The sequence below is a fragment of the Erwinia sp. 1181_3 genome (genome assembly GCF_052824965.1).
This window is the reverse complement of sequence record NZ_VTDE01000005.1, coordinates 204,718-231,542: the sequence shown is the minus strand read 5'-3', so window position 1 is coordinate 231,542 and position 26,825 is coordinate 204,718. Positions and strand designations below refer to the sequence as shown.

Annotated in this window: 27 protein-coding genes; 17 read left to right on the top strand and 10 right to left on the bottom strand. The window is 56.6% G+C overall.

The genetic code is table 11. The annotated features are described in order from the left end of the window. Window positions 1–15 precede the first annotated feature (15 nt). Complete coding sequence (locus FY046_RS15540; protein ID WP_446186260.1) at window positions 16–1,146, bottom strand: GNAT family N-acetyltransferase; 1,131 nt, start codon at window positions 1,144–1,146, stop codon at window positions 16–18. Between the two features lie 192 nt (window positions 1,147–1,338). Here FY046_RS15540 and FY046_RS15535 point away from each other — a divergent pair, with 192 nt between their 5' ends. After that, on the top strand, window positions 1,339–2,244 hold the full coding sequence (locus FY046_RS15535; RefSeq protein ID WP_159337725.1) for a siderophore-interacting protein: 906 nt from the start codon (window positions 1,339–1,341) through the stop codon (window positions 2,242–2,244). A 7-nt stretch (window positions 2,245–2,251) separates the two neighbouring features. Here the strand turns inward: FY046_RS15535 and FY046_RS15530 are convergent, their stop codons facing one another. After that, window positions 2,252–3,163 carry a LysR family transcriptional regulator gene (locus FY046_RS15530; protein WP_133844438.1) on the bottom strand — a complete coding sequence of 304 codons (912 nt, stop codon included), beginning with the start codon at window positions 3,161–3,163 and terminating at the stop codon, window positions 2,252–2,254. 203 nt (window positions 3,164–3,366) lie between these two features. Here FY046_RS15530 and FY046_RS15525 point away from each other — a divergent pair, with 203 nt between their 5' ends. The 5 genes from FY046_RS15525 (at window position 3,367) to FY046_RS15505 (ending at window position 5,202) form a co-directional block, all read left to right on the top strand. Continuing rightward, on the top strand, window positions 3,367–3,699 hold the full coding sequence (locus tag FY046_RS15525; RefSeq protein ID WP_446186259.1) for a helix-turn-helix domain-containing protein: 333 nt from the start codon (window positions 3,367–3,369) through the stop codon (window positions 3,697–3,699). 13 nt (window positions 3,700–3,712) lie between these two features. Continuing rightward, complete coding sequence (locus FY046_RS15520) at window positions 3,713–3,931, top strand: hypothetical protein (RefSeq protein WP_133844434.1); 219 nt, start codon at window positions 3,713–3,715, stop codon at window positions 3,929–3,931. Between the two features lie 93 nt (window positions 3,932–4,024). Further along, entirely contained in the window at window positions 4,025–4,291 is a 267-nt protein-coding gene (locus FY046_RS15515; RefSeq protein ID WP_133844432.1) for a type II toxin-antitoxin system ParD family antitoxin, read from the top strand. Then, complete coding sequence (locus FY046_RS15510) at window positions 4,269–4,574, top strand: type II toxin-antitoxin system RelE/ParE family toxin (protein ID WP_133844430.1); 306 nt, start codon at window positions 4,269–4,271, stop codon at window positions 4,572–4,574. Before FY046_RS15515 ends, FY046_RS15510 begins: the two co-directional genes overlap by 23 nt. A 130-nt stretch (window positions 4,575–4,704) precedes the next feature. Further along, window positions 4,705–5,202 carry a TIGR00645 family protein gene (locus FY046_RS15505; protein WP_133844428.1) on the top strand — a complete coding sequence of 166 codons (498 nt, stop codon included), beginning with the start codon at window positions 4,705–4,707 and terminating at the stop codon, window positions 5,200–5,202. 92 nt (window positions 5,203–5,294) lie between these two features. Here FY046_RS15505 and FY046_RS15500 read toward each other — a convergent pair whose 3' ends face one another. Both FY046_RS15500 and FY046_RS15495 read right to left on the bottom strand, forming a co-directional pair. Beyond that, window positions 5,295–5,966, bottom strand: coding sequence for a TerC family protein (locus FY046_RS15500; protein ID WP_446186258.1), 672 nt, complete (start codon window positions 5,964–5,966; stop codon window positions 5,295–5,297). A 42-nt stretch (window positions 5,967–6,008) separates the two neighbouring features. Then, window positions 6,009–7,985, bottom strand: a complete 1,977-nt coding sequence (locus tag FY046_RS15495; RefSeq protein ID WP_421505087.1) for a sigma-54-dependent Fis family transcriptional regulator — start codon at window positions 7,983–7,985, stop codon at window positions 6,009–6,011. 193 nt (window positions 7,986–8,178) lie between these two features. Here FY046_RS15495 and FY046_RS15490 point away from each other — a divergent pair, with 193 nt between their 5' ends. From FY046_RS15490 to FY046_RS15475, 4 genes are all read left to right on the top strand, one after another. Beyond that, window positions 8,179–9,198, top strand: coding sequence for a Gfo/Idh/MocA family oxidoreductase (locus FY046_RS15490; protein WP_446186257.1), 1,020 nt, complete (start codon window positions 8,179–8,181; stop codon window positions 9,196–9,198). Window positions 9,199–9,203: 5 nt separating this feature from the next. After that, window positions 9,204–9,980 carry a TIM barrel protein gene (locus tag FY046_RS15485; RefSeq protein ID WP_133844421.1) on the top strand — a complete coding sequence of 259 codons (777 nt, stop codon included), beginning with the start codon at window positions 9,204–9,206 and terminating at the stop codon, window positions 9,978–9,980. A 109-nt stretch (window positions 9,981–10,089) separates the two neighbouring features. Further along, a complete protein-coding gene (locus tag FY046_RS15480; protein ID WP_446186256.1) occupies window positions 10,090–11,013 on the top strand; it encodes a substrate-binding domain-containing protein in 924 nt (307 codons plus the stop codon). A 230-nt stretch (window positions 11,014–11,243) separates the two neighbouring features. Continuing rightward, window positions 11,244–12,098 carry an alpha/beta hydrolase gene (locus FY046_RS15475; protein ID WP_159337736.1) on the top strand — a complete coding sequence of 285 codons (855 nt, stop codon included), beginning with the start codon at window positions 11,244–11,246 and terminating at the stop codon, window positions 12,096–12,098. A 203-nt stretch (window positions 12,099–12,301) separates the two neighbouring features. Here FY046_RS15475 and FY046_RS15470 read toward each other — a convergent pair whose 3' ends face one another. Next, window positions 12,302–13,120: an alpha/beta fold hydrolase gene (locus tag FY046_RS15470; RefSeq protein WP_133844415.1), complete on the bottom strand. Its 819-nt coding sequence runs from the start codon at window positions 13,118–13,120 to the stop codon at window positions 12,302–12,304. A gap of 174 nt (window positions 13,121–13,294) precedes the next feature. On the opposite strand from FY046_RS15470, the gene FY046_RS15465 reads away from it, so the two are divergent. Next, window positions 13,295–13,420 (top strand): hypothetical protein, encoded by a 126-nt coding sequence (locus FY046_RS15465; protein WP_446186255.1) that lies wholly within the window; start codon window positions 13,295–13,297, stop codon window positions 13,418–13,420. Between the two features lie 2 nt (window positions 13,421–13,422). After that, window positions 13,423–15,000 carry an MFS transporter gene (locus FY046_RS15460; RefSeq protein ID WP_446186254.1) on the top strand — a complete coding sequence of 526 codons (1,578 nt, stop codon included), beginning with the start codon at window positions 13,423–13,425 and terminating at the stop codon, window positions 14,998–15,000. A 118-nt stretch (window positions 15,001–15,118) separates the two neighbouring features. Here the strand turns inward: FY046_RS15460 and FY046_RS15455 are convergent, their stop codons facing one another. Continuing rightward, window positions 15,119–15,655: a MarR family winged helix-turn-helix transcriptional regulator gene (locus FY046_RS15455; RefSeq protein ID WP_446186253.1), complete on the bottom strand. Its 537-nt coding sequence runs from the start codon at window positions 15,653–15,655 to the stop codon at window positions 15,119–15,121. Window positions 15,656–15,717: 62 nt separating this feature from the next. On the opposite strand from FY046_RS15455, the gene FY046_RS15450 reads away from it, so the two are divergent. Further along, a complete protein-coding gene (locus FY046_RS15450; RefSeq protein ID WP_171149479.1) occupies window positions 15,718–16,590 on the top strand; it encodes an EamA family transporter in 873 nt (290 codons plus the stop codon). A 42-nt stretch (window positions 16,591–16,632) separates the two neighbouring features. Here the strand turns inward: FY046_RS15450 and FY046_RS15445 are convergent, their stop codons facing one another. Next, window positions 16,633–17,541 (bottom strand): LysR family transcriptional regulator, encoded by a 909-nt coding sequence (locus FY046_RS15445; protein ID WP_133844407.1) that lies wholly within the window; start codon window positions 17,539–17,541, stop codon window positions 16,633–16,635. Window positions 17,542–17,671: 130 nt separating this feature from the next. On the opposite strand from FY046_RS15445, the gene FY046_RS15440 reads away from it, so the two are divergent. The 3 genes from FY046_RS15440 to FY046_RS15430 are packed head-to-tail and all read left to right on the top strand — an operon-like array spanning window position 17,672 to window position 20,799. Further along, window positions 17,672–18,313, top strand: a complete 642-nt coding sequence (locus tag FY046_RS15440; RefSeq protein WP_446186252.1) for a hydrolase — start codon at window positions 17,672–17,674, stop codon at window positions 18,311–18,313. A 40-nt stretch (window positions 18,314–18,353) separates the two neighbouring features. After that, window positions 18,354–18,938 (top strand): antibiotic biosynthesis monooxygenase, encoded by a 585-nt coding sequence (locus FY046_RS15435; RefSeq protein ID WP_133844403.1) that lies wholly within the window; start codon window positions 18,354–18,356, stop codon window positions 18,936–18,938. Then, entirely contained in the window at window positions 18,928–20,799 is a 1,872-nt protein-coding gene (locus FY046_RS15430; RefSeq protein WP_446186251.1) for an amidohydrolase, read from the top strand. Before FY046_RS15435 ends, FY046_RS15430 begins: the two co-directional genes overlap by 11 nt. A gap of 65 nt (window positions 20,800–20,864) precedes the next feature. Here the strand turns inward: FY046_RS15430 and FY046_RS15425 are convergent, their stop codons facing one another. From FY046_RS15425 to FY046_RS15415, 3 genes are all read right to left on the bottom strand, one after another. Further along, window positions 20,865–21,725 (bottom strand): hypothetical protein, encoded by an 861-nt coding sequence (locus FY046_RS15425; protein ID WP_446186250.1) that lies wholly within the window; start codon window positions 21,723–21,725, stop codon window positions 20,865–20,867. A 23-nt stretch (window positions 21,726–21,748) separates the two neighbouring features. Further along, complete coding sequence (locus tag FY046_RS15420; RefSeq protein ID WP_446186249.1) at window positions 21,749–22,726, bottom strand: hypothetical protein; 978 nt, start codon at window positions 22,724–22,726, stop codon at window positions 21,749–21,751. Window positions 22,727–22,905: 179 nt separating this feature from the next. Then, on the bottom strand, window positions 22,906–25,278 hold the full coding sequence (locus FY046_RS15415; protein WP_446186248.1) for a membrane-bound PQQ-dependent dehydrogenase, glucose/quinate/shikimate family: 2,373 nt from the start codon (window positions 25,276–25,278) through the stop codon (window positions 22,906–22,908). 470 nt (window positions 25,279–25,748) lie between these two features. On the opposite strand from FY046_RS15415, the gene FY046_RS15410 reads away from it, so the two are divergent. Continuing rightward, window positions 25,749–26,813: a LacI family DNA-binding transcriptional regulator gene (locus FY046_RS15410; RefSeq protein WP_446186247.1), complete on the top strand. Its 1,065-nt coding sequence runs from the start codon at window positions 25,749–25,751 to the stop codon at window positions 26,811–26,813. Window positions 26,814–26,825: the final 12 nt, after the last annotated feature.

Here is a 26,825-nt window from a genome sequence, read left to right as displayed (position 1 = left end):
CATGCCCGACGGGTATCACTGCCCGTCGGGCTGCCGCCACGGTAGCGAGGCTTTGGCTTCCTCTGCCCAGTTGCGCACGCCTTCACGCTCCTGATGCAGGAAATCGGCGACCGCATCGTGCAGCCCGGCGTGGCGCAGCAGGTGCCAGGATTCTGTCAGCACCGGTTCGAAACCACGAATCAGCTTATGTTCACCCTGAGCACCGGCATCAAAACGCTGCAGCCCGTGCTCAATGGCGTACTCCATCCCCTGATAGAAGCAGGTTTCAAAATGCAGGCGGTTGAACTCTTCCAGGCAACCCCAGTAGCGGCCGTAGAAGGTGTTGCCATCCACCAGACTGAACGCCATGGCCACCGGCTCTCCGTGCTGGCTGGCGATCACCACGCGAATCGTTTCCGGCATGCGCTCGGCCAACAGGCTGAAAAACAGGCGCGGCAGGTAAGGCTGACGGCCGCGCACGCGGTAGGTATTGGCGTAACAGGCGTAAACAAAATCCCACTGCGCCTCCGTCACCTCTGCGCCCTGATACCAGACAAACTCCACGCCCTGGCTGGCAACCAGCTCGCGCTCTTTGCGCAGCTGTTTGCGCTTGCGCGAGGTGAGGAGGTCGAGAAAATCCTGGAAATCGCGAAAACCCCGGTTGTGCCAGTGATACTGGCAGCCGAGGCGCGGCAGCCAGCGCGGATCCTGCTCCAGCCCCTGGCGAATAGGCTCATCGCTGAAATTAATATGGCCGCTGAAGAGCTGCCGTTCGGCCAGAAACGCAGGTAAGGCCTGTAACAGCTGCGCGGCCTGGCGATCGCTCCCAAGCAGTCGTGCGCCGCTGACCGGACTGAATGGCACCGCCGACAGCCACTTCGGATAATAAGGAATCCCTGCCCGCTCGCTGGCCTCTGCCCAGGCGTGATCGAAAACGTATTCTCCCATCGAATGATTTTTCGCGTAGCCAGGCATGGCCGCACGCGGCGTTCCCTCTTCCATCCACAGCAAATGCTGCGGCAGCCAGCCCGAAGCGCGGCTGACCGCACCGCTCTCTTCCAGAGTGGAGAGAAAAGCATGACGTAAAAAAGGCTGAGAGTTGGGGGCCAGGGCATCCCACTGACTGGCCGGAATATCGGCCAGTTGCGTCAGGACAGTCAGGGACATCGGCGTGCTCCGCATTTACCACAGGGAAAGCGCTACGTTGACGGCTTTTTGCGCCGGGATCAATCCGTTATTCCATGAGGGTGATGTAAAGAAGCCTCGTTCTCATTCTCATTATCATCTGGCTTTGCTATTCTTGCCGACCTTATGTGCGTTATCACACGTGCGCGGCTTTCAGGTTTACAAGGCGGGTTTATGGCGAGTGTTCAGGGTTATCGCTTGTTTAATGTAGTGCTGGCGCGTAAGCAGGTACTTTCTCCTTCGATGCTGTGCTGCGTATTCAGCGGTGATGACGTGCGTCAGATGAAAATGGATGCACCGGATCAGCGGATAAAACTGCTGTTTCCTTCCCTCAACGGCACGCCCTCAACGTTGACCGATGAGGGTGATAAAACCTGGTGGGAAACAGCCCGCGCGATGCCGCAGGATATCCGTCCGATTGCCCGTACCTATACCCTTCGTCACGTCAATGCTGATGCCGGAGAAGTAGAAGTCGAGTTTGTGATGCACGGTACCGAAGGCCCGGCTTCGGCCTGGGCGCTGAATGCTGAGCCGGGTGCAGCGCTGCAAATGGTGGCACCAAATCGCGCCTGCCCGACCAGCAGCGGTGGCTACGAGTGGGACCCGCACCCTGACGTGGAGCGCGCGCTGGTCGTTGCAGATGAAACGGCACTCCCGGCGGCGAAAGCGATCCTTGAACAGCTGGCTGGCTGGAGCAACCCGCCGCAGTTACAGATGTTCCTGGAAATGCCGAAACGCGGCGACTGTGTTGATCTCAGCCACTATACTTTTGCCGACATCCACTGGCTGCCGCGTGAAGAAACCGGTGCCTCTCATGGTGAAGCGTTACTACAGGCGGTGCAGCAGCGGGTGATGCTGCCGGAAAGTGCGCTGGTGCGTGGTGAGCTGCATGAAGAGAAGGATGGCGATATCCTCTGGGACCGTGCCGATAGTGGAGATAAACGCTTTCACGGCTGGGTTGCTGCCGAGTCCAGCGCCGTTAAACAACTGCGCCGCTATCTGATTGGTGAGCGCGGCCTGTCGCCGGAGTGCATCAGTTTTATGGCCTACTGGAGCCGTGGCCCGCGCCGCAACGACTAACCCTCTGTTACCGGCGGACCATCAGCAGTGGGCTGACGTTTTTCAGCAGGTTATAGAACCAGGTTTTGGCGGTGATATCCCCGATCTCGGTGTGCCCGTACAGGTACACCTCAAGATTCGGTAGCTCAAACGGCAGTTCGATGATGCGCCCGTTGCCTCGTGCGACATAGATTTTCGCCGCGCTGGAGGGCAGCGTCACCAGCAGTTCGCTGGAGGCAATCAGCTCGCCCAGCGCCGCAAAGTGCGGGACTTCCAGCGCAATGCGGCGCTCATAGCCATACTCTTTTATCCGCTCTTCCACCATATAATGCCCGCTGATGGTCGACACAATAATGTGTTGTTCCTCCAGGTAGGCATCCAGCGTCAGGGTGTCGCCAATGCGCGGGTGCTGGTCGTTCAACAGGCAGACATAACACTCGTCCATAATCCGGTCACGCTGCGCCAGCGAAATACTCTCGTTACGGCTGCACAGCGCGGCATCGACCTTTCCGGTCAGCAACCATTCATCCAGTTTTCGCATCTCTACCGGGATCACCTCCAGCTGCACGTTAGGGGCAACGGCGCGCAGATGTTTCACCAGACCGGGTAGCAACAGCAGTTCGCCAAGGTCAGAGAGGGCGAGACGAAATTTGTGAAAGGATGTGTCCGGAGAGAAGCTGCGGGTGTCTGCCACCGCCTTCTCAATGCCACTGAGAGACTTTTTAAAAACCGTATAGAGCTGACTGGCGGTGGGAGTCGGTTGCATCCCTTTACGGCTGCGTTTAAACAGCTCATTACCCGTCGCAACCCGCAGCCGGGCTAGGGCATAGCTGGCAGAGGGCTGAGTAATGAACAAACGTTCGGCAGCCCCGCTGACACTTTGGGTTTCATAAATGGCGATAAATACCCGCACCAGGTTGAGATCCATGTTAGCTGGCATATAGCCCTTATCTATTATCAAAGATTTATATTATCTATTTGAACTATTTTAAGCGGTCTAATACCATCCCTTCCACGTTTTTTTGATATGTTCTCCCTTTTTTTCATATCGTAATTACTTCAATAAAATCAAAATAATAAATAACTTCCTTGTTCTTTTAAGGCAGGAGTGGGCGTCATGCGCCCGTCATCGCGGAGCTAAAAATGAAAAATGAAATCGTGGACGTTATCGTCGACTGGATCGACGATCACTTAGAAGAAGGCCTCAATATTGAAGCCGTGGCGGCAAAATCTGGCTATTCGAAGTGGCACCTGCAACGTGCGTTTAAAGAGCAAAGGGGCATCACCCTGGCGACGTTTATTCGCAGCCGCCGTCTTGATCAGGCTGCACGCAGCCTGGTCAGTTCGACCAAAAGCATTATGGCGATCTCGATGGACCTCGGTTTCTCTTCCCAGCAGTGCTTCCAGCGGGTGTTTAAAAAGCACTTCAATGTTACCCCGCGCGATTACCGCATTCAGTTCCGTCAATATCATTAAGTCCGGAGGACCCGTGCGCCAGTTGACTAAAATGGCCGCCGTGCTGGCGGTGCTGTCTCTTCATCCTTTCACCCAGGCCTTTGCGGCAAGTCAGCCACAGCTTACGATGCAGACCGACAGCGGTCAGGGTAGCCCGTTCGGCTATGAGCGCCAGATGAAAAAGATGATGCGCCCGATTAACGATTTGCTGCCACAGGGCAGTAATGAAGAGGCGCTGCCGGTCCGGGAATAATATAGGATCTGTGCGGATTTATCAGCACAGGGCTGGATGTCTGAAGAGTAGTCAGTTAGATTTGTAAGAACTAATCTTACAGAGCGGAATGCAATGGCCAGAACCATGACAGTGGATTTAGGTGACGAGCTGCGCGGGTATGTTGAATCTCTGATTGAATCGGGTGATTACAGAACGCAAAGTGAAGTGATTCGTGAGTCGTTACGATTGCTCAGAGAGCAACAGGCACAATCGAAACTTGCGCAATTAAGATTGCTCCTCGCCGAGGGATTAGAGAGTGGCGTTCCGCAGGAGTGGGATCGCAATGCCTTTATCAGGGAAGTGAAGGGAAAACGCCATGACTCAGGGAAAACGGATTAAGCTCACGCCCAAAGCGCGGGACGATCTCAAAGATATCTTTAGCTATGGCGTGAGTCACTATGGAGAGGTAGCCGCTGATGCTTATATTGATCGTATTTTCACTGCACTGGATATGCTAAAGCACCATGAAATTGGTCAGCGGCGTGCAGAAGTTGGCGAAAATATGTTCTCTTTAGTGGCGGCAGAACATCTTCTTTTTTTCAGACCAGAATACGAAGATATTCTGGTTGTCAGAGTGTTGCATCATTCACGGGATGTAAAGCGACAACAACATTGGTTCTGATTCTTGCCCCTTCATTGATGTTCTCAACGTAAAGTCGCTTAAATTCCGTTGTTTTAAGCGCGCATGCCTTGAAAAAGTCTATCAGCCATCGGGTATACTGTTCGCCCTGTTGAATTGTGAACTGGATGCTATGGAACGTTTCGTCGAAAACCTGATTTACTCTGCGCGCTGGCTGCTGGCACCGATTTACCTCGGGCTGTCGCTGGGGTTAGTGGCGCTGGCCATTAAGTTTTTCCAGGAGCTGATCCATCTGCTGCCACACGTGCTTGAGATGTCGGAAAATGACATGGTGCTGGTGCTGCTTTCGATGATCGACATGACGCTGGTTGGTGGTCTGCTGGTGATGGTGATGCTCTCCGGCTACGAAAACTTTGTGTCTAAGCTGGATATTGATGAGAACAGAGAGAAGCTTAACTGGCTGGGCAAGATGGATTCGGGGTCGCTGAAAAATAAGGTTGCGGCATCGATTGTGGCCATCTCCTCTATCCATCTGCTGCGGGTGTTTATGGATGCGAAGAATATCCCGGATAACAAGCTACTGTGGTACGTGATTATTCATCTGACGTTTGTGCTGTCGGCGTTTGTGATGGGGTATCTGGATAGCATGTCGAAGAAAGAGAAGATTTAGCGTCAGGTTAAATGCCTCCGAAAACCATCGCATTTTTGTAGGGGTGAGGCATGCCTCACCCGGTATTGATGCGGGTCGGGCATGCCCGCCCCCTACGACGCCCGCCCGCGTCTTACCACACCGTATCCCACCACTAACAATGCCCCAATGGTCCCGGCAATCCAGTGCAGATGCGGGATCGCAGCGGTATAACGCAGCAGTGCCGGGTCAGTGACCAGCATACTGCCCGCAATCCAGCCAATCAGTGCTCCGCCGAGCGTGACGATAAACGGGAAGCGCGTCAGCAGCGTCAGTACCAGTTTGCTGCCCATGACAATAATCGGAATACTGATCAACACCCCGAACGACACCAGCCAGACGTTGCCTTTACCCGCTGCGGCCACGGCCAGCACGTTATCCAGCGACATCACCACATCGGCCAGCGTAATGGTCAGCACGGTTTTCCACAGACGGTTATCGCCATTGATGTTGGCTTCTTCCTCTTCACTGCCGACCAGCTTAAAGCCAATCCACAGCAACAGCAGGCCTCCGACGATCTTCAGCCACGGCAGCGCCAGCAGGTGAACGGCAATAATCAGCAGCACAACGCGGGCAACAATCGCCCCGAGCGTGCCGAGAATAATCGCTTTTTTCTGCATGTGCGGTGGCAGTTTACGGCAGGCGAGGGTGATAACGACGGCGTTATCGCCACCCAGTAACAGATCAATTAATACGATTTGTAGCAGGATAACGGCAAAATCAAGATGTTCGAACCACATAAGCACTCAGTCAACACAGCGAAAGGGTCACCGCAGTGACCGAAGCGATCAGCGGCGAAACTCGTCAGCACTGATCTGATATTTCTTCAGTTTATTATATAACCCGGCGCGTGACAGCCCCATTAACTGAGCTGCCTGGCGCAGATTGCCGTTCAGTGCATCCAGCGTGCTAATAATATGCGCGCGCTCATTCACATCAAGCCGAACGGCCTGCTGCGGCTCCGCGGGATGGGCCGCATGGGTGGAGGACGTGCGCCGGATGACTTCATCGGGCAGATCCGGCACATCAATAAACAGTCCGTCGTTCATATTGATCACCCGCTCAACAATGTTCTCCAGCTCACGGACGTTACCCGGCCAGTGGTAGTGGCTTAAAGCGTCCATTGCCCCGGCGGTAAACTGCACGTTGATCTTTTTCAGCTGGGTGCAGACTTTTTCGCGGAACCACTCGGTGAGCGCCGGAATATCGCTGCTGCGTTCGCGCAGGGCGGGAATGGGAATAGAAATCACGTTCAGGCGGTAGTAGAGGTCGCGGCGAAACGCGCCGGTTTCCACTGCCCGGATCAGATTGCAGTTGGTGGCCGCGATAATGCGGACATTGACTTTCACCGGCTGCGACGCGCCAATGCGCACCACTTCACTCTCCTGCAATACGCGCAGCAGGCTGGTCTGCGCTTCCAGCGGCATATCGCCAATTTCATCAAGAAACAGCGTCCCGCCTTCTGCCAGTTCGAACTTACCTGCGGCACCGCCGCGCCGCGATCCGGTAAACGCACCGTCCATATAACCAAACAGCTCACTCTGTACCAGATCGCGCGGCAGCGCACCGCAGTTAACAGCAATAAAAGGCTCGCCGCAACGCAGGCTGCCGTTATGGATCGCCTGAGCAAACAGCTCCTTGCCGGTGCCGCTCTCTCCGGTGAGTAACACGGTGCTGTCGCTGCGACAGCAGCTACGGGCTTTATCCATCGCGACCTGCAAAGCCGGTGCGCTGCCGCATAGCATGTCAAAGGTATAGCTGGCGCTCGCCCCCATCACCCGGCGGGTAATGGCGCGGATACGCTGATTCTCTCGCAGGGCGATAATCTTACCGCCGCCTGGCGCGGGCATCACCGATACCAGGCAGCAGACGCGCTGATTCTCGGCAGGGCTGAAGACGATTTCGCGGTCGTTGCAGAAGGTCATGGTCGCCAGGCGCGTATGTTCCGGGTTCAGTACCGCATCCACTTGATGGCCGGCGCGTGCCAGTCCGTGGAAGATCTGTCGGGCATAGCGGTTGATGGTTTTGATCACCCCTGAGCGATCGAGCACGATCACCCCTTCGTTCAGCGTTTCGAGGATCGACTTCTGCTCCGCCAGCAACGCACGCAGGATCAGCTGCTGGCCGATCGCTTCGGCGGCCGCCTGCACGGTACCGAGAGTATGGTAGTGGAAATTGTCCTGGCTGGCGGTCAGCGTCAGTACGCCGATCATCCGTCCCTCAGCATCGCGGATGGGCGCGGCAGCACATTGCAGATGGCGCTCACGCAAGGCCGCTTTCCAGTTTTCACCGTTGAGCATATACACCAGCCGCTGCTGTTTCAGGCAGCGCGCGGTACAGTTGGTGCCCATCTCTGATTCGGTCAGGATGCTGCCTATCGGGGTCAGATCGCGACCGCAGCAGGAGAGCGTAACCCCCTGCGCATTGGTCAGATTAATGTGGCCGTCCGGGTTATAGGCCAGCAGATTTTCCATAATGCTGCCCGCCACCTCAATCAGCTCGGCATTGTCGGCCAGAATCTGTTTGACCCGTTCCTCGGGTGGGAAGGTGTAAGCAAAATACGCAGGATCGATCCCGGCAGCACGGCTGCTTTTCCATGAACTGAGGACATCCGGGCGGACAAACTCCGGCTCGCGCCCGGCATCAAAATCCCGCCTCGCCTGTTCCAGCAGGCTGTCCCAGCGGCTGGCTTCACTGCCCGCAGGCAGGCTCAGCTGTCCATCACACTCTGCGTTGATCGCACCGGCTAACGTCGGTTGATTCATTTTGCTTCCCTCCCACTAATGGAATGTCCATTTTATAGACATGTTAAGTTGACATGTTTTTTTTGTGTGCATTTTGTGATCGCGACAGGAAGAGAAAGGCGCGCCCTGCAGTGTTCCGCACTCTGGCATAGGGTTTGCTTATGTCTGTTTAACGACAAAAAAACAGTCAGCCAGCCACCTGAAGGGGAACAAGATGTCAGTAACAAAACAGATCGTGCGTGTGGGGTTAATCGGAGCAGGGCGCATGGGGAGCTTCCATGCGACCTCGCTGGCGCAAAAGGTTCCGGGGGCGGTGCTGGCCGCGGTGGCCGATCCCGTGCCGGGAGCTGCGCAGCGTCTGGCGGAGAAGCTGGGCGCGGGCAAATATTATAGCGAGCCCCAGTTGATGCTCGACGATCCTGACATTGATGCGGTGCTGATCGCGACACCGGCACGGACGCATGCGGAGCTGGTGGCCGCGGCTGCCCGGGCCGGGAAACATGTTTTCTGTGAAAAACCGATGGCCATCACGCTCGAAGAAGCTGACCACGCGATTGCTGCCGCGAAAACGGCGGGCGTGGTGTTGCAGGTGGGTTTTAACCGCCGTTTTGCTAACGGCTTCGCCGCCGCGCTGGACGCCATCAAAAAGGGTGAGATCGGCACGCCGCAGCTGATCCGTTCCCTGACCCGCGACCCTTCTCCACTGCGTGACCCGAGCGGCATCCCGCCGTGGACTATCTATCTGGAAACGCTGATCCACGATTTTGACACGCTGCTGCACTGCAACCCCGGCGCGAAACCGGTGGAAGTGTATGCCATTGCTGACGCGCTGGTGCGCCCGGACTTCAAAGACAAAGGGCTGCTGGATACCTCGGTGGTGACCATTCGTTTCGATAACGGCGCGATTGCCGTCGCGGATGCCAGTTTTGAAGCTGTCTATGGTTATGACGTACGTGCGGAAGTCTTCGGCAGTAACGGCATGTTCCAGATGGGCAATATTAACGTCAATAACTGTGTGCGCTACGGCGCTGCCGGAATTGCCATTGAGACCTCCCGTCAGGATACCGACCTGCTGGCCGATGCCTACATTGCCGAACTGACCGAGTTTGTCCGTTGTGCCGCCAGCGGTGAAACCCCACGCGCCACCGGCGAAGATGCGCGTAATGCGCTGGAAATCGCGCTGGCCTGTATTGCCTCTGTTCAGCAGAGCAAACCGATTCAATTACGAGGATAACAACGATGTCGGATTATCGTCTTTCGGTCTCAGCCGAAATGGTTTTTCTGGATTTACCCTTTATCGAACGTGTGAAGCGTATTCATCAACTGGGTTTTGGCGTTGAAATCTGGCACTGGAACAATAAAGACATCGATGCGCTGGTTGCAACGGGGGCGAGTTTTACCTCCATGACCGGCTACCTGACCGGCAATCTGACGGACGATGACGAGATCGCCAACCTGTTAAGCAGCGCCGAAGAGTCGCTGGCCGTGGCAGCACGTCTTAATTGCCCGAGCCTGAACCTGCACGGCACCGGCCTGGATAATCAGGGGCTGCCCGTCAAGCCCGTGGAGATTGTCACTGGCCCGATGTGGGTAAAAGCCGTGCGTACGCTGGAAAAATTAGCCGCATTGGGTGAGAAAGCCGGGCGCGTATTTACCTTGGAAAATCTCAACCTTGCCGTTGACCATCCGGGCACGCCGTTTGCCAAAGCCGCCGATACGCTGGCGCTGGTGGAGGCGGTAAACAGCCCGTATCTGAAAATGAATCTTGACCTGTACCACGCGCAGATCGGCGAAGGCAATCTGATCGAACTGGTGCAGCGCAGTGGCGATGCGATTGGTGAAATCCAGGTCGCTGACGTACCGGGCCGCTGTGAGCCGGGGACAGGTGAGATTAACTACCGTGCAGTGGCGAAAGCCCTGCGGGCCATGAATTATCGGGGGGTCATTGCACTTGAAGGCTGGGCGTCAGGGGACAGCGAAGCGGCCCTGGCAAGCTTTAAAGCGCACTTTGATTAATTAAACATGATGCGGCCAGCCCTGGCCGCTTTTTTTCAGGAGGACCTGCACCGTTCATTCTTTTCACTACTCAAAATAATAACTTACCTACACCTACAGGAATCCATCCATGAACGTGAATAAAATCGCACTGTTGATTGGTGCTCTTGCACTGGCACCCGCTTCCCAGGCAAAAGATCTGCGTATCGGTGTTGCACTGGCGAACTTCGATCTTAACTTTGTCTCCATTCTGCGTACGCAGATGGCGAAAGAGATGGAAAAAGAGAAGATCCAGGGACAGTTTGAAGATGCTAAAGGTGATATCGCGGTACAGGTACAGCAGGTTGAGAACTTTATTAACCAGGGCGTGGACGCCATCATCCTCAATCCGGTGGATACCCAGGGGGTAAAACCGATGATGGAGGCGGCAAAACGCGCCAATATCCCACTGATTTTTGTTAACCGTAAACCGGAAGTCGAACTGAGCGGAAAAATGGCTTATGTTGGCTCCGATTCACTGCTGGGCGGGCGCATGGAGATGGAAGCGCTGGCGAAAAAAATGAACTACAAAGGTAACGTCGCCATTCTGATGGGCGCCCTGTCGGCAGAAGAAGCACGTCAGCGCACCAAAGCCACGGAAGATGTCATCGCCAAATATAAAGAGATGAAAGTGGTTGAGAAGCAGTCTGCCCAGTGGATGCGTAACGAAGCCGTGGATGTCACTTCCGGCTGGTTGCTGTCCGGCAATAAGATCGATGCGATTGCTGCTAACAACGATGAAATGGCGATTGGCGCAATCATGGCGCTGAACCAGAGCGGCAAGAAAGATATCCTGGTCGCCGGGATCGATGGCACCCCGGATGCGCTGCAATTTATTAAAAACGGCAAACTGGCATTAACCGTTTTCCAGGATGCCGCAGGTCAGGGTAAAGGCGCGGTCACCATGGCAAAACAGGTTATTGATGGCAAAAATGGCGACAAGTTTATGTGGATCCCGTATCAGGTGATCACCAAAGATAACTACGAAACCTTTGCCAGCAAAAACGTGAAATAATCCCCGCCAGGCCCTGGCTTCCAGGGCCTGTTAGACACCTTCCTGACTATTTTCCATTCCCAGATGAAAAAAATGTGATCTCAGTGGCATTTTCTTTTCGATATGCATACTATTTCGCCACTGAGCCTATTCCTTAGTGGCTCAACAATACCTTCCCTGTTTTCTGCTGAGAATGTTGGACATGCATCTTGATTAGTCGCCGTCGGTTCATCCTGGGCACCGGCGCGTTTATGCTTGCCATGAGCACCGATAAGCTGTTCGCCCGTCAGGACTTTTTCCCGCTATGGCCGGACGAACCGCCAGGCGGCGGCGGCCCGACGGGAGCGCTGCGCATTTCTGCGAATGGATCGTGGTCAAACATTGTCAGCCCGGGCATTCAGCGCTTTGTGCCGGAGAATCCTAACGGTAAGGCGGTACTGATCGCCGCTGGCGGTGGCTATCGCTGGATTGGCATGGGCCGGGAAGGGTGGCCGGTGGCACGCTGGCTGAACAGCAAAGGCTATACCGCCTATGTGCTCAGCTATCGTCTGCCGGGTGAACACTGGCAGGATGGCAACCGCGTGGCGTTTCAGGATGCACAGCGGGCGATTCGCCTGGTGCGTTCAATGGAAAACAATGTGCACCTGCTCGGCTTCTCGGCCGGTGGACATATGCTGGGTCTGGCGGCGGCGCGCCCGGATTATGCGTCCTATGCTCCGCAGGATGCGATTGACCAGATTGTCCCCAAAGCTGATAGCGTGGGGCTGATTTACCCGGTGATCACCCTCGAACCCCCTTACACGCACACCAATACGCATCTGTCGCTGGTGGGCAATCATCCGTCCCCGGCGGAAGAGGCCAACTGGTCAGTACAGAACTATGTCACCCGTGCTTACCCGCCCTTGTTCCTCGCTCAGGCGGAAGATGACCGTACCTCAGACCCGGAAAACAGCGTGATCATGCACGATATCTGCCGCAAGGCCGGGGTTTCGGTGCAGATGATCCGTATTTCGCAGGGGGGGCATGGTTTTGGCCTTGGCAAGGCAGGAACGCCTGCCGCCATCTGGGATGAGGCCTATGCCGTGTGGCTGGCGGCGCGCAGCTGATGCGGGTCAGGCATGCCTGACCCCTACGTATTACCCTGCAAAGTAGGGGCGGGGCATGCTGACCCCTACGTATGACCCTGCAAAGTAGGGGCGGGGCATGCTGACCCCTACGTATGACCCTGCAAAGTAGGGGCGGGGCATGCTGACCCCTACGTATTACCCTGCAAAGTGTAGGGGCGGGGCATGCCCCGCCTGCGATAATATCACCGCTGCAAAAACGCCAGCAGATCCTGATTTAACTGATCCTGATGGGTCACAGCAAAGCCGTGCGGCGCGTCGTCGTACACTTTCAGCTCCGATCCGGGGATCATCGCGGCAGCCAGTTTACCAGTGGCTTCAAACGGCACAATCTGGTCGTTACTGCCGTGGATCACCAGCGTTGGTACGGTCACTTTCGCGATATCGCCACGGAAATCAGTCTCTTCAAACGCCGTCACGCAGTCAATAGTGCCTTTCAGCGACGCCAGCAGCGCGATATTCAGCGTCTGGGCCAGCACGCCGTCGGAAATTGTTTGCCCGGCGTTAATGCCGTAGAACGGCGTGGCAAAGTCTTTGATAAACTGCGCACGATCCTTGCGTAATCCATCACGAATACCGTCAAATACCGCTTTTTCCACTCCTTCAGGATGGTCGTCCGTCTTACCGAAGATCGGCGTCACCGCCCCCAGCAGCACCAGCCCGCTGACGCGCTCACTGCCGTAGCGACCGATATAGCGCGACACATCGCCGCCGCCCATTGAAAAGCCCACCAGCGTAATGTCATGCAGATCAAGGTGCTGGATCAGGTCGTTGATGTCTGACGCAAAGGTATCGTAGTTGTACCCTTCCCACGGTTGGTCAGAGCGGCCAAAGCCACGGCGGTCAAAGGCGATAACGCGGTAGCCGCGTTCGGCAAGAAAATTCATCTGACTGTCCCACATATCGGCATCCAGCGGCCAGCCGTGGCTGAACAGGACCGGCTTACCCGTGCCCCAGTCTTTGAAATAAATTTGCGTGCCGTCCTGCGTAGTGAATGTGCTCATTTCTGTTTCCTCGAAGGTGGATGGATGACGTGATGTTGTGACTAACAAAAAAATCTTAACGAGTTGCCCAGTTCTTTCCGCTATCAGCAAATTCTAGTCGCCATTAGTCTTGTTTCCAGCAGCGAAACACTCGCTCACTACATCGCTTACTGATAACGAAAAGAGGAATTGACCATGTCTACATTCGACCTGCTGGACCCACAGAACACGTACGACGACGTGATGGATCGGGTGCGCGAGCACAGCGGAGCGTACGGCATGGGCGAACAGGCGGTTGCTGCACTTCGTCCTGGAGCCTGACCATGAAGACAACGTCATCCGGTGCTTTTGCGCCGCTTAAGCAAGGGCTGTTTGCGGTGATCTGGGCCGCGACCATCCTCGGCAATACCGGCAGTTTTATGCGCGATGTGGCCAGTTCATGGCTGGTGACCGGGCTGTCATCTAACCCGGCGGCTGTCGCACTGATGCAGACTGCCGCCACCTTACCGATTTTCCTGCTGGCAATACCGGCCGGGGTGCTGTCCGATATTCTTGATCGCCGTCGCCTGCTGATTTTTGTCCAGCTGCTGCTGGCCAGCGTCAGCGGTACGCTGCTGATCCTCTCGCATAATAATCTGCTGACCGTCGAGTATCTGGTGGCACTGACCTTTATTGGCGGTATCGGCGCTGCGCTGATGGGCCCGGCCTGGCAGGCGATTGTGCCGGAGCTGGTGCCTCGTCCGCAGTTGAAGAATGCGGTGGCGCTTAACTCGCTGGGGATCAATATCGCCCGTGCAGTGGGCCCGGCAACCGGCGGTCTGCTGCTGGCAGCACTCGGTGCCTGGGCAGCCTACGGGGCGGATGTCCTGAGCTATGTGTTCGTTATCGCTGCGCTGATCTGGTGGAAGCGGCCGCATAAAGCGAAAAATGCACTGTCCGAACATTTTTTCGGTGCATTCCGCGCGGGCATTCGCTACGTCAAAGCCAGTCGCGAACTGCACCGGGTGTTGGTGCGCACCGCGATTTACTTCTTCTTTGCCAGCGCCATTTGGGCACTGCTGCCGTTGGTGGCGCGTCATCTGTTACAGGGCAGCGCCGGGTTTTACGGCACGCTGCTGGGCGCGGTTGGTATCGGGGCGATTACCGGGGCGCTGCTGCTGCCTGTCCTGCGTCAGCGGATGAACATTGACGGGTTAATGCTGCTGTCGGCGGGGCTTTCCGCGCTGGTGATGGTGGTCATTGCCCTGCTGCCGATCAAAGCGCTGGCTCTGCCGCTAATGGTGCTGCTGGGCATCAGCTGGATTATTGCGCTGACCTCACTGAACGGTGTGGCGCAGGCGGTGCTGCCCGACTGGGTGCGGGGTCGCGGTCTGGCGGTCTATCTGATGATTTTCAACGGTGCCATGGCCGCAGGCAGTCTGTTCTGGGGGCTGGTGGCACAGGAAACCGGCCTGGTGGGAACCCTGCTGATTGCCGCTGTGGCGCTGACGCTTTCCGCGCTGTTGTGTCTGCGGCTTAAACTTCCGGCAGGCGAGGCTGACCTGCAACCGTCCGGTCACTGGGATCAGCCCGCGTTAGAAACACCCGTCACGGCAGATCGTGGCCCGGTGATGATTCAGATTGAGTACCAGGTCGCACCCGAAGATCGTCCGGCGTTTCTGGCAGAGATTAAAAAACTGTCGCTTACCCGCCGCCGTGATGGGGCTTACGCCTGGGGCATTGCCGAGCACAGCCACGATGCCACGACGCTGATCGAGTGGTTCCTGGTGGAGTCCTGGCATGAGCATCTGCGTCAGCATCAGCGCGTCTCCCATGCCGATGCGGATTTACAAAGCAGCGTGACCCGTTTCCATCAGGGAGAGGAAAAACCGTTGGTCAGGCACTTTATTTCGCTGGGCTGAAGGGCAGTGATCTCGCAGCGATCAACGAACAGCGCAGGCTCCCACTCCCCACCGACAGAATCGATATGACTGACTGCATGATAATCCTCCCTCCAGGGCCGTTATTGCGGCCCTTTTGTTACGTCTTGTTCGTATTATCCTGCTGGCACTCTAACGCCTGCATCAGCTGAGAGAGAGACGCATCAAGACTCGCCAGCACCTCCGTGGGCAACACCGACAGCATCTGACGTTCGTTCTCAACATGCGGCCCCACGGCGCGTTCAATCAGTTCCAGCCCCTCGGGTGTGAGCTGCACCAGGGTGCTGCGTGCATCTTGCTGGCTGGCTGTACGCATTATCAGCCCCCGGGTTTCCAGCCGCTTCAGACGGTGGGTCATGGTGCCCGATGTCACCATCAATGTGGAGAATAGTGCGGTCGGGCTGAGGCAATAAGGTGCGCCAGAACGACGCAACGTGGCCAGCATATCGAACTCCCAGCTCACTAAATCAAAGCGGGCAAAACCCACTTCCAACTGCTGCTCAAGCAGGATGGCACAACGCTTTATCCGTCCGATCGGCCCCATCGGGCTGGCATCCAGATCGGGGCGTTCGCGCCGCCATTGTTCGAGAATGATATCGACCGCATCACGCGGCGTTGGAGGGGTTCGATTATTCATTTGCCTTGACTTCAAGATAGTTGATCAACAGAATCATAATATCTTGAATTGAAGGTAATGTCATGAACACTACACCCTCTTTGCGCTACTGGCGCGATGTCTTGCTGACCGCCCTGGCCCCTGCCATCTGGGGCTCCACCTATATTGTGACCTCTGAACTTCTGCCACCCGATCGGCCATTCACCGCGGCATTAATCCGCGTGTTGCCCGCAGGCCTGTTGCTGCTGCTTTTCACGCGACAGATGCCCGCCCGGCGTGACGTGTGGCGGTTGATCGTGCTCAGTGCCTTAAACATTGGTGTCTTCCAGGCTCTGCTGTTTGTCGCTGCCTATCGCCTGCCCGGTGGCCTGGCTGCGGTGCTGGGCGCTATCCAGCCGTTGCTGGTGATGGTGCTGGTCTGGGCGGTGGATCGCCGATCACCGGCACAAGCCACACTGTGGTCCGCGGTGGCGGGAGTGGTGGGAATGGCCGTGTTGCTGCTCTCGCCACAGACGGTGTTCGAACCCCTCGGCATGGCAGCAGCATTCCTGGGCGCCGCCTGCATGGCGACAGGCGTCTGGCTGACGCGCCGCTGGCGAGTGGATCTCCCCGTGCTGTCGCTCACCGGCTGGCAGTTAGTGATTGGTGGGTTGATGCTGGCGCCCGTGGCGTGGCAGATCGATGCGCCACTGCCGGAACTGACGCTGACGCAGTGGGCCGCCTACAGCTATCTCAGCCTGGCCGGGGCACTGCTCGCCTATTCACTCTGGTTCCGCGGTGTGGCCCGTTTGCCGACGGTGGCCGTGGCTTCGTTAGGTTTACTTAGCCCGCTGGCTGCCGTGGTACTGGGCTGGGCGTTACTGGGGCAATCCATCACCGGTACGGCATTACTGGGGCTGGTTGTCGTGCTGGCGAGCGTATTTGCCGTGCAGTGGACAACCACACGCGCCCGCTAAGAGCGGCAAAGGCTGATGCCCGGGTGACCCCGGGCGCAGTATTCACTCCGCGGCATACACGCTGCGAATACCCTCGAAGTTCTGGAGCCGCTCACGCCACCACATGGCCGCATTCCCGGTGGCGCTGTCGCTCCAGGCCAGAAACGCCTGGTCACGCCGGGTTTCACTGTCCAGCTGGCGTTCGACCAGCGCGCCGCTTTCCAGATGCGGGGCCGCCAGATAGCGCGGGAGATAGCCGCAGCCCAGCCCGTCCACCTGTGCCTGCAGTTTATCGCTGAAACTGTGCACGCTGAGAATCGGCTGCTCATCCAGTACGCGTAAATCGGTGCCTTCGGCATGGCGTGAGCTGTCGTGGACCACTACCGCGCGGTACTGGCGGATCTGCTCACGCAATAATGGGGCAGGCAGCGCCGCCAGCGGGTGATGGGGCGCAATGGCGAAGGCATATTCCAGCCAGCCAACCGGCACACAGCTGACACCGCTGTGGCGCACCGGTTCCTGAACCGCGCCGAATACAATATCGGCCAGCCCATAACTCAGCGCCTCCCAGCAGCCCGCCAGCACATCCTGGCGGAACAGCAACTGAGTATGATGATGCTCCTGATAAAACGCATCAATCAGGCCAGAGAGCAGGGAAAACGGCACCGAAGCATCAAGGCTGATCGTGAGCTTACTTTCCCAGCCGCTTTCCACATACTGCGCCTGCTGCTCAAGCTCCCCCACGGCGCGCAAAAGAATGCGACCTTTTTCCAGCATTAAGCGCCCGGTAGGGGTAAATGTTGCACGATGACCGGAGCGATCCAGCAGCGTGATATTCAAATCACTTTCCATCTTTTGCACCGTGTAACTCAGCGCAGAGGCGGTTTTAAACAGCCTGGCCGCCGCTGCGGCAAAGGTTCCGTGTCGGTCCAGTGCATCCAGAATCAGCAGCGCTTCAAGGTTTAATCGCATGGTTTTCCCCAAACCCAAAATTTGTTTAACAACAACCTCAATTCTTTCCGTTATCAACCCGGGCGGCCATTTCGTATTGTGTTAACACGCAAGACAAACCCGAAACCTGAAACGTAAAAGGAATAAAAAAATGTCTAAATTCGACCTGCTGGACCCACAGAACTCCACTCTGATTTTCATCGACCATCAGCCGCAGATGTCCTTCGGTGTTGCCAACATCGATCGTCAGCAGCTTAAAAATAACACCGTTGCTTTGGCAAAAGCAGGAAAGATTTTTAACGTGCCGACGATTTACACCTCGGTGGAAACCGAAAGCTTCAGCGGCTATATCTGGCCGGAGCTGCTGGCGGTGCACCCGGAGTCTACGCCGATTGAGCGCACCTCGATGAACTCCTGGGAAGATGAAGCGTTCGTGCAGGCAGTGAAAGCCACCGGGCGTAAGAAGCTGATTATCTCGGCCCTGTGGACCGAAGTGTGCCTGACTTTCCCGGCGCTGATGGCGATGAAAGAGGGCTTCGAAGTTTACGTGGTGACCGATACGTCCGGCGGCACCAGCGTGGATGCGCACGAGCGCTCTATTGACCGTATGGTGCAGGCGGGCGCGATCCCGGTGACCTGGCAGCAGGTGTTGCTGGAGTACCAGCGCGACTGGTCACGTAAAGAGACGTACGACGACGTGATGGATCTGGTGCGCGAGCACAGCGGAGCGTACGGCATGGGCGTGGATTACGCCTACACGATGGTACACAACGCCCCGGCGCGCAAAGCCTGATGGCCTGGCCCCCCTGGCGGGGGGCATTAAGGAGAACGTCGTGGATTACCCCCATCAGCCTGAACACATTACCCTGGTGATTACGCATCGCCTGCTGCCCGCGAAGCAAGACGACTATCAACGCTGGCTGGAAACTATTTTACCGCAGGCGGCGCTGTTCCCCGGTCATCTTGGCGTGAATGTACTGCGCCCGGTACACGGTGAAATGACCTGGACGATACTGGTCAGATTCGACAACCTGGATAATCTTTATCAGTGGCTTAACTCGCCACAGCGGGCGGCGCGTGTGGGAGAGCTGGCGGGGATGCTGGCGGGGCAGGAGCATATTGAGATGCGCCCCGGGGCGGCGTTCTGGTTTACCCCGGCCGAGCCGGGACGGGCAGCACCGAAACAGTGGAAACAGTTTCTGGTGACGCTGGTGGTGATTTTTCCCTCCACTAATCTGGTTCCCTGGTTTTGGGGGGCGTTGCTGCCCGCCAGTAAAGGAACGCTGTGGGGACACTTTCTTAACGATGCCTGCGTGGTTGGCCTGGTGGTGTATCTGTGGATGCCGGCGATAACGCGCTTATTAAACGACTGGTTGTCCCCGCGCGGGAAAACCAGCCTGGAGAGTAATGATGAATAATGCCTCATTGATTCTGACCAACGGTAAATTCCATACGGTTGACCGTGAAAACCCACTGGCGACGGCGGTAGCGATTAAAGACGGTAAGTTCCTGGCCGTAGGCAGCGAAGCAGAAGTGATGCAGTTTGCCGGGAATGACACAAAGCGGGTGGATCTGAAAGGCCACACCGGTATCCCGGGGCTGAACGACTCGCATCTGCATTTGATCCGCGGCGGGCTGAACTACAACCTTGAGCTGCGCTGGGAAGGCGTGCCGTCGCTGGCCGATGCTTTACGTATGCTGAAAGAGCAGGCGCTGCGTACGCCAAATCCACAGTGGGTGCGTGTGGTCGGTGGCTGGAACGAGTTCCAGTTTGCCGAGCGCCGTATGCCAACGCTGGATGAAATCAATGAAGCCGCACCGGACACGCCGGTCTTTATTCTGCACCTCTACGATCGTGCGCTGCTGAACCGTGCCGCCCTGCGTGTGGTGGGTTATACCAAAGATACGCCAAACCCCCCGGGCGGCGAGATCCAGCGCGACGGTAACGGCAACCCGACCGGGATGCTGATTGCCCGTCCTAACGCGATGCTGCTGTACTCCACGCTGGCAAAAGGGCCGAAGCTGCCGCTGGAACAGCAGGTGAACTCCACCCGCCAGTTTATGCGCGAGCTGAACCGTCTGGGCCTGACCAGCGCCATTGATGCAGGCGGCGGTTTCCAGAACTACCCGGATGATTACGAGGTGATCAGCGAACTGCACGAGAAAAAGCAACTAACGGTACGCATTGCCTACAACCTGTTTACTCAGCGACCGGGTCACGAGCTGGAAGATTTTGAACGCTGGACCGATATGCTGAAACCGGGGCAGGGCACAGACTTTTATCGCCATAACGGCGCGGGCGAGATGCTGGTGTTCTCGGCCGCTGACTTTGAAGACTTTCTGGAGCCGCGTCCGGACCTGGCACCCGGAATGGAAGATGAGCTGGAGCGTGTGGTACGTCACCTGGTCGAACACCGCTGGCCGTTCCGTCTGCACGCCACCTATAACGAATCGATCAGCCGTATGCTGAACGTGTTCGAGAAGGTTAACCGGGAGATTCCGTTCAACGGTCTGCACTGGATTTTTGACCACGCAGAGACCATTACCGAAGCCAATATCGAGCGGGTTAAAGCGCTGGGCGGCGGGATTGCGGTCCAGCATCGCATGGCGTTTCAGGGCGAATATTTTGCCGAGCGCTACGGTCATGAAGCGGTGAAGCAAACGCCTCCTGTGGCGAAAATGCTGGAAGCGGGGGTGCCGGTTGGTCTGGGCACGGATGCCACCCGAGTGGCCAGTTACAACCCGTGGACGGCGCTCTACTGGCTGGTGTCTGGCCGCACCGTGGGCGGTATGGCGATGTATGACGTCAATGCCCGTCTGGACCGTGAAACGGCGCTGATGCTGTGGACGCAGGGCAGCGCCTGGTTTTCCAGCGAGCAGGGGAAAAAAGGGCAGATCAAAGTGGGGCAACTGGCAGACCTGGCAATCCTGTCACAGGATTATTTCAGCGTGCACGAAGAGGCGATCAAAAGCATTGAGTCGGTGCTGACCGTGGTGAATGGCGACGTGGTGTATGCCGCAGGCAGTTTCAGCCCGTTGTCACCGCCGCTGATACCGGTCTTGCCGGAATGGTCTCCGGTAGTGATCACGCCAGGCCATTACCGCAGTGCACCACCGCTGGCGAATGGCCGCGTAGCCTTTGCCTCACAGCCGCACCAGTGCAGCGGACCTTGTGGTGTGCACAGTCATTCGCATGATGTCGCGCGCCGTTCCAGCGTGCCGGTATCCGATGACAATGCTTTCTGGGGCGCGCTGGGCTGTTCCTGCTTTGCGTTCTGATCGCAGGGGGTCAGGCATGCCTGACCCCTACATTGACCTGCTAATCACAGGTTCCTGTCACGGGCTTAGGGCACACTCAGTGCACGAATCACCGGGTCGCGATAGTTCTCATCAATCCTGATGCCTGCCGCGCGCAGTCGTGCTTCCTGCTGCGCACGCTGTGTGGCCATCTTTTTCAGTAATGCAGGCAGCAGGGTTTTCCAGCGGTGGCGATCCTCATACTTGAAGTAATCCTGGTACGTCTGTTCCTCACTACGGAACGCCAGGGTGAACAGATAAGTGCCGCGCTCGGCGGGCGCGGTTTTACTGTTCTCACGCTGTGCGCTGAGGGTCAGGTATTCGTTACCACGATAAAAATACCAGTCCGCTAAAAACGGCAGTGCCAGCCACTGGGCGTTATTGAGGTGGGATGACGGATCGTTAAACGGTGTCGAAAGGCTGGAAGCGGTCATCACCTGTTCAATCCGCGTGGCATTAGCCACTTCAGACCCCGGAAGACGCGGTTCATTCTGGGTGATAAAACGCTGCCAACCGGCAGCCTGAAGGCGGCCGACCAGTTGATAGAACCACACGCGGCTATCCGCCAGCAGGCTGTCTTCCGGCAGGCCGAGAGGGTAAATATTGATTTCATCAAAACGATCGTGGTTCTCTTTGTAGACCGGGGCGGAAAAAGAGAACACACCATTGATGGTGAAAGAGCGATCGCCGCCGAGGATCAGATTGAGGGTATTGCCGCTTTTCGAGGGCTTGGTGAAATTATACCAGCACATCGTGTCATCGCAGTCGCGGGTGAGATCCTTGCCTAATGCCGCCTGCATCGGTTCGATACTGTCGCCCAGCCACACCTTTACGGTGCGGGTCACTGGCGTACTGGCGTTATCACACCCCGACAGTAGCACCAGCAGAAAAAGCAGTAACGATTTCACTGTCCAGCCTCCCTGTCTGATCATCAGCGCTGCTCTAGTTTCAGCAGTTTTAACAGCTCTTTGTCATTGAGATGAAACGCCAGTTTTTCAGGTAAGGGGCGTTCAAAGTCGCGTAGGTTACTCAATTCATAGAAAAAGTTGTTGCTGTAGAATGCATTAATCGCGGCCAGCTCTGGCATGAGATCCAGCATCGGGGTGGCGGTGTTGTAGCCCGATCGCACCCGGGCCAGCGACTCGAGGGGAGAACTGCATGCGGCGCATCCCAGATTCACCCCTTTTGCCCACAGTCGGTAAGCGTCTAAACGATGTCCCTGCATCCATGCCAGCTTGCCAAGGCTGGCATACGCTGGGGCATAACCCTGTTTAACGGCACATTCCAGCATCGCTTTGCCGATCGGATGCAACTCTCTGGCCTGCGGAACAATGGTCCCACCGGCCAGGTCCATCGCCTGCGGGCTGCCGTGATCGACCGCCGCTGACAGCAGCGTATACATGGTGTTGTAATCACGGCCATAGAGTGAGGCGGCATAGTCAGACATGGCGATGGGGATACCCTGTTGAATCATCTTTTGCAGGGTGGCACTGGCCTGTGTTGCGGCTTCAGGACTGGCCGGATAACGCAGCGTCCAGAGAGTATCCAGGTAAATCGCCTTCCAGCTTCCGGCCTTCACCGCGGCTGCCAGCAGGTCTTCGCGTTTTTTACGATTCCCGGCATCCAGCCAGAAGTTGTCCACCGGGTCGCCCTCCGCTGCATAGTCCACCAGCTGGCGGAAGGCCGCGGCTGCCGCGGGGCTTTCCTTCGGTGTGGCGTCTTCCTCCGTGCGGCAGACAAATTTTTTATCTTTAAATTCTGCCAGCAAATGCGGTTCAGGGGAGAGTTGATCCGAACTGCCATAGACGGGGGGCAAGTGATTGAAGTCTTCTAATGATTTTGCCGATGCGCTGGCACAGAACGCAAACAGGCCGGAAAACACCAAAGCAGAAAGCGAAACGAGTTTCATTGAGTCCCTTTAAGCGGGCCTGGCGTATTGGCTGGCCCGTCAGAATTCGCGACACACCGCGCAAAATGGCAATAATCCATTAGAGCATTGTTCGACTCAGGGGGCTATCAGACCCATAAAAAAACAGGCCAGCAATCGCTGGCCTGTTTCGTTCTTACCGGGTTCAGAATGCGTCAGGCTTATGGCAGCGCGTAAGCAATCACATCATCACCACGGTTGTCGTTAGTGCCGGTGCGCGTAGCGCCGCCTGCGACTACGACCACGTACTGCTTACCGTCTTCCGCGATATAGGTCATCGGTGCGCCCTGTCCGCCAACGGGCAGACGGCCACGCCACAACTCTTTACCGGTGTTGTTATCCAGCGCACGAACGAAGTAGTCCAGCGAGCCGTGGAAGAAGGTCAGGCCACCTTTTGTCACCAGCGGGCCACCCATGGTTGGCATACCCAGTGGGATATCCAGACCCGGTGCCACGCCATTGATTGGCGCATCTTTAATGCTGCCCATCGGCATCTGCCAGCGGGTTTTGCCGGTTGCCAGATCGATAGCGGTCATCGAACCAAACGGCGGTTTGAAGCAAGGAATACCCAGTGGCGACATAAACATCGAACGCTCCACGCCCCACGGTGTACCCAGCTGTTTGGAGTACTCGCCCTCGGTGCTGGCTTTCATCCCTTTCTTCTCGGCATCTTCACGTTTAATAAATTTGCCCCACTGCGCCATACGAATATCGTTGACGATCAGCGTACCGGTAGACGGGTCAATCGCCCCGCCGCCCCAGTTGAAGCCACCGTAGTAGCCCGGGTAAATCAGGGTGCGTTTTTTGTCAGAGAGCGGAGTGAACTCGCCTTCCCAACGCATCTCTTTAAACTGCACGCGGCAGTAAAGCTGGTCAAAGATGGAAGCGCCCCACATGTCAGATTCTTTCAACGCGGCGGTGCCCACGGAGATCGCCGAGTACGGCTGAGTTGCCGCCACTTTCATGCCCGGCATCGCGTCGGTAGAGACTTTACGTTCCTCAACCTGCACCACTGGCTTACCGGTACGACGGTCAAGCACGAAGATCTGGCCACGTTTGGTCAACTGGATCAGCACTGGCGTGGTGGTGCCATCTTTGCCCGGCATATCGTAGAGGATCGGCTGGGAAGAGACGTCATAGTCAAACTGGTCGTGATTGGCGGTACGGAAATGCCAGATCTCTTTACCGGTTTTCAGTTCAACGGCAACGATAGCGTCATTGTATTCATCAGAATAGTCATGACGGTTACCGGTCCAGAAGTCAGGCGTCTGGTTACCCGTAGGGAAGTAGGCAATGCCCAGCTTCGCATCATAGGCCGCCGTACCCCAGAAGTTCGGGGTTTCAATGGCGTAGGTCTGGCCTTCCGGCAGCGGAGAGCTGTCTTTCGCGCCACGGGATGCATCCCATGCCCAGAGGATTTTGCCGCTGCGGGCGTCAAAACCACGCACCACGCCGGAGGCTTCACCGGTGGTCAGGTTATCGTTCAGCTTACCGCCGACCATCACCACGCCATCAGCCACCAGCGGCGCAGACGTCAGATAGTAAGAGCCATGCGCCGTTGGGCCAAGGCCGTTCAGCAGGTTCACAAAGCCGTTGTCACCGAAGCGAGTGTCCAGCTTGCCGGTTTCGGCATCCAGCGAGAAGATGCGGCCATCAACGGTGGTGCTGATAATGCGTTTGTTACCGGCAATCGCAGGCGGAGTGCCATCCTGTTGTGCCGGGCTTAGCTCGGTATATGCCACGCCACGGCAGCGTTTCCACTGCTTGTTACCCTCGGTTTCTTCGATTTTTGGATCGAAGCGCCACTTCTCTTTCCCGGTGACCGGGTCAAGTGCAATGACTTTGTTCAGCGGGGTACACAGGTACATGGTGTTACCGACTTTCAGTGGCGTAACCTGATATTCGGAGCCGTTAATCGCCAGATCGCCCGTGTGATACGTCCAGGCAACCTTCAGATCTTTCACGTTAGTGGTATTGATCTGGTTGAACTGCGCGAAACGTTGACCACCGGTATTACGACCATAGGCCGCCCAGTCGTTGCCGCTGTCGTCAGCTGCTTTTTCATCCAGAACGGCGGCAGGCTCGCCGCTGGCTTCCACTTCCGGATGGATACGGAACATGTTGGCAAAAATCGCCACGATAGCGATAGCCAGTACCACGGAGAAACCGCCTGCCACTTTGCAGCCGATGACGCGGGTCTGGTCTTTTTTGCGCAACAGCGGGGCACACAGCGTGGCCAGCAATGCGACAACCAGGAAGGTGACGGTACGCGGCACTAACTGCCAGAAGTCAGTACCGACTTCACTGAATGCCCAGATCAGGCTGACAATCAGTAATGCCCAGGCGAGATACAGCGCCCAGCCATTTCTCCTGACCAGTCCCAGACCGGTGGCGGCCATCGCCAGGCCGGCAGGGAGGTAGAACCAGGACCCCTTCAGGGTGATCAGGTAGATACCGCCACCGGCAAGGGACAGGCCCAGAAGTACCAAGGCTATCCCGATGATAGTAACCAGAATATTGCGACTGTTTTTCATGATGAGATATTTTCCATACTGAACAATTCCTTTTCAGGACGATAGGTGAATCGACTCTTGCCCGACATCAATGAAGAAATATTTAAAGTTGTTATGCGCTTGCACCACTTTCCTTTTGCACCGCGTTGCACCTTTCTGCCACGTACTGATAACATTTTTTTCAAAAGGCGGTTTTTCGCCAAATATTAACCACAGCAAAAGATGGGGTAATGCGGTTTTTAGTCATTTAAAAACAGTGGGTTATGGCAATAGTGTGAGCGGGGTCGGATTTTACCTGACTTTGCTACCGTTGGCAAAGGATGTTGCCAACGGTAGCAATAATAAACATCGATGTAACATGTTGATGATAAAGGGGGACGTAAAGGCGGGGGAAATCACACATCCGCCACCCCGTACTTTTGGGGGCGGCGAGATTACTCTATTCTGTTGGCAACAGGTTCAGCCACCGGAGTGCGGGCGTTTAACTCATCATGAAAAATACAGTGAAAGAAAAACAGACTCAGAAAGCGACGGCCAGTGATGTGGCAGAACTTGCCGGGGTTTCTAAATGGACCGTGCTGCGGGCGTTCAAAACGGATGCCTCAATCTCCCCGCTGGCACGGGAAGAAGTGCTGGCGGCGGCGAAAAAACTCGGCTTTCGGCCTAACCTGCTGGCACGCAGCCTGAAGCAGCGAAAAACCCATATTATTGGGGTGGTGGCCGATGAGTTTACCAATCCCCACACACTGAAAATGCTCAACGAGGTTACGCGTCAGTTGAATGAGCGCGGCTATATGGCACTGCTGCTGAATGTGGATTCTGACGCGAACTACCAGTCAGTGCTGCAAATGGCCGGGCAGTTGCAGGTTGATGCATTGCTGTTCCTGGCCACCATCTTCAGTGATGAACTGATTGTTGCCGTGGACGAGTTGCACCAGATCCCCAGTATTCACGTGTGCCGCAGTACCGACAGTGCCGATGTTGAAGTGGTGAGTGTGGACGGGTATGCCGCCGGCGCCGAGATCGGGCGTCTGCTGCTGTCGCAGGGCTATCACCGTTTTGGCTATATGAAAGGCCAGGAGACATCGTCGACCCACCTGCTGCGTATGGAGGGCTACGTCGCCAGTCTGGATGCCGCGCATAAAACGCTGGATAAAGTGCTGGTGGCGGGTCACTACGATCGGGAAATGGCCTATCAGACGATGATGACCTACCTGAAAAACACCTGGGCCTCTGAGCGCGTGGATGCGCTGTTCTGCGAAAATGATGTGCTGGCCTTTGGTGCGATGCAGGCGATCCGCGACTTCGGTCAGGGTGCACATATCGGGGTGGTGGGTTTTGATGACGTAGGAGAAGCCCGCTCTTCCATGTGGAACCTGACCACCTGGGCGCAGCGCTGCGACTTGCAGATTACCGAAGCGCTGAACCGCCTGCTCGACAACCGCGCGGATGAAGAGGGGGCCTGGCGCAAAGGTGAACTGAAGATCCGTCATTCACACCTCAGCCGCGAAGTGCATGGCGAAATGGCCCAGTGCGGCTGCGCCTGCCGCAGCTGATTGCCAGGGCTC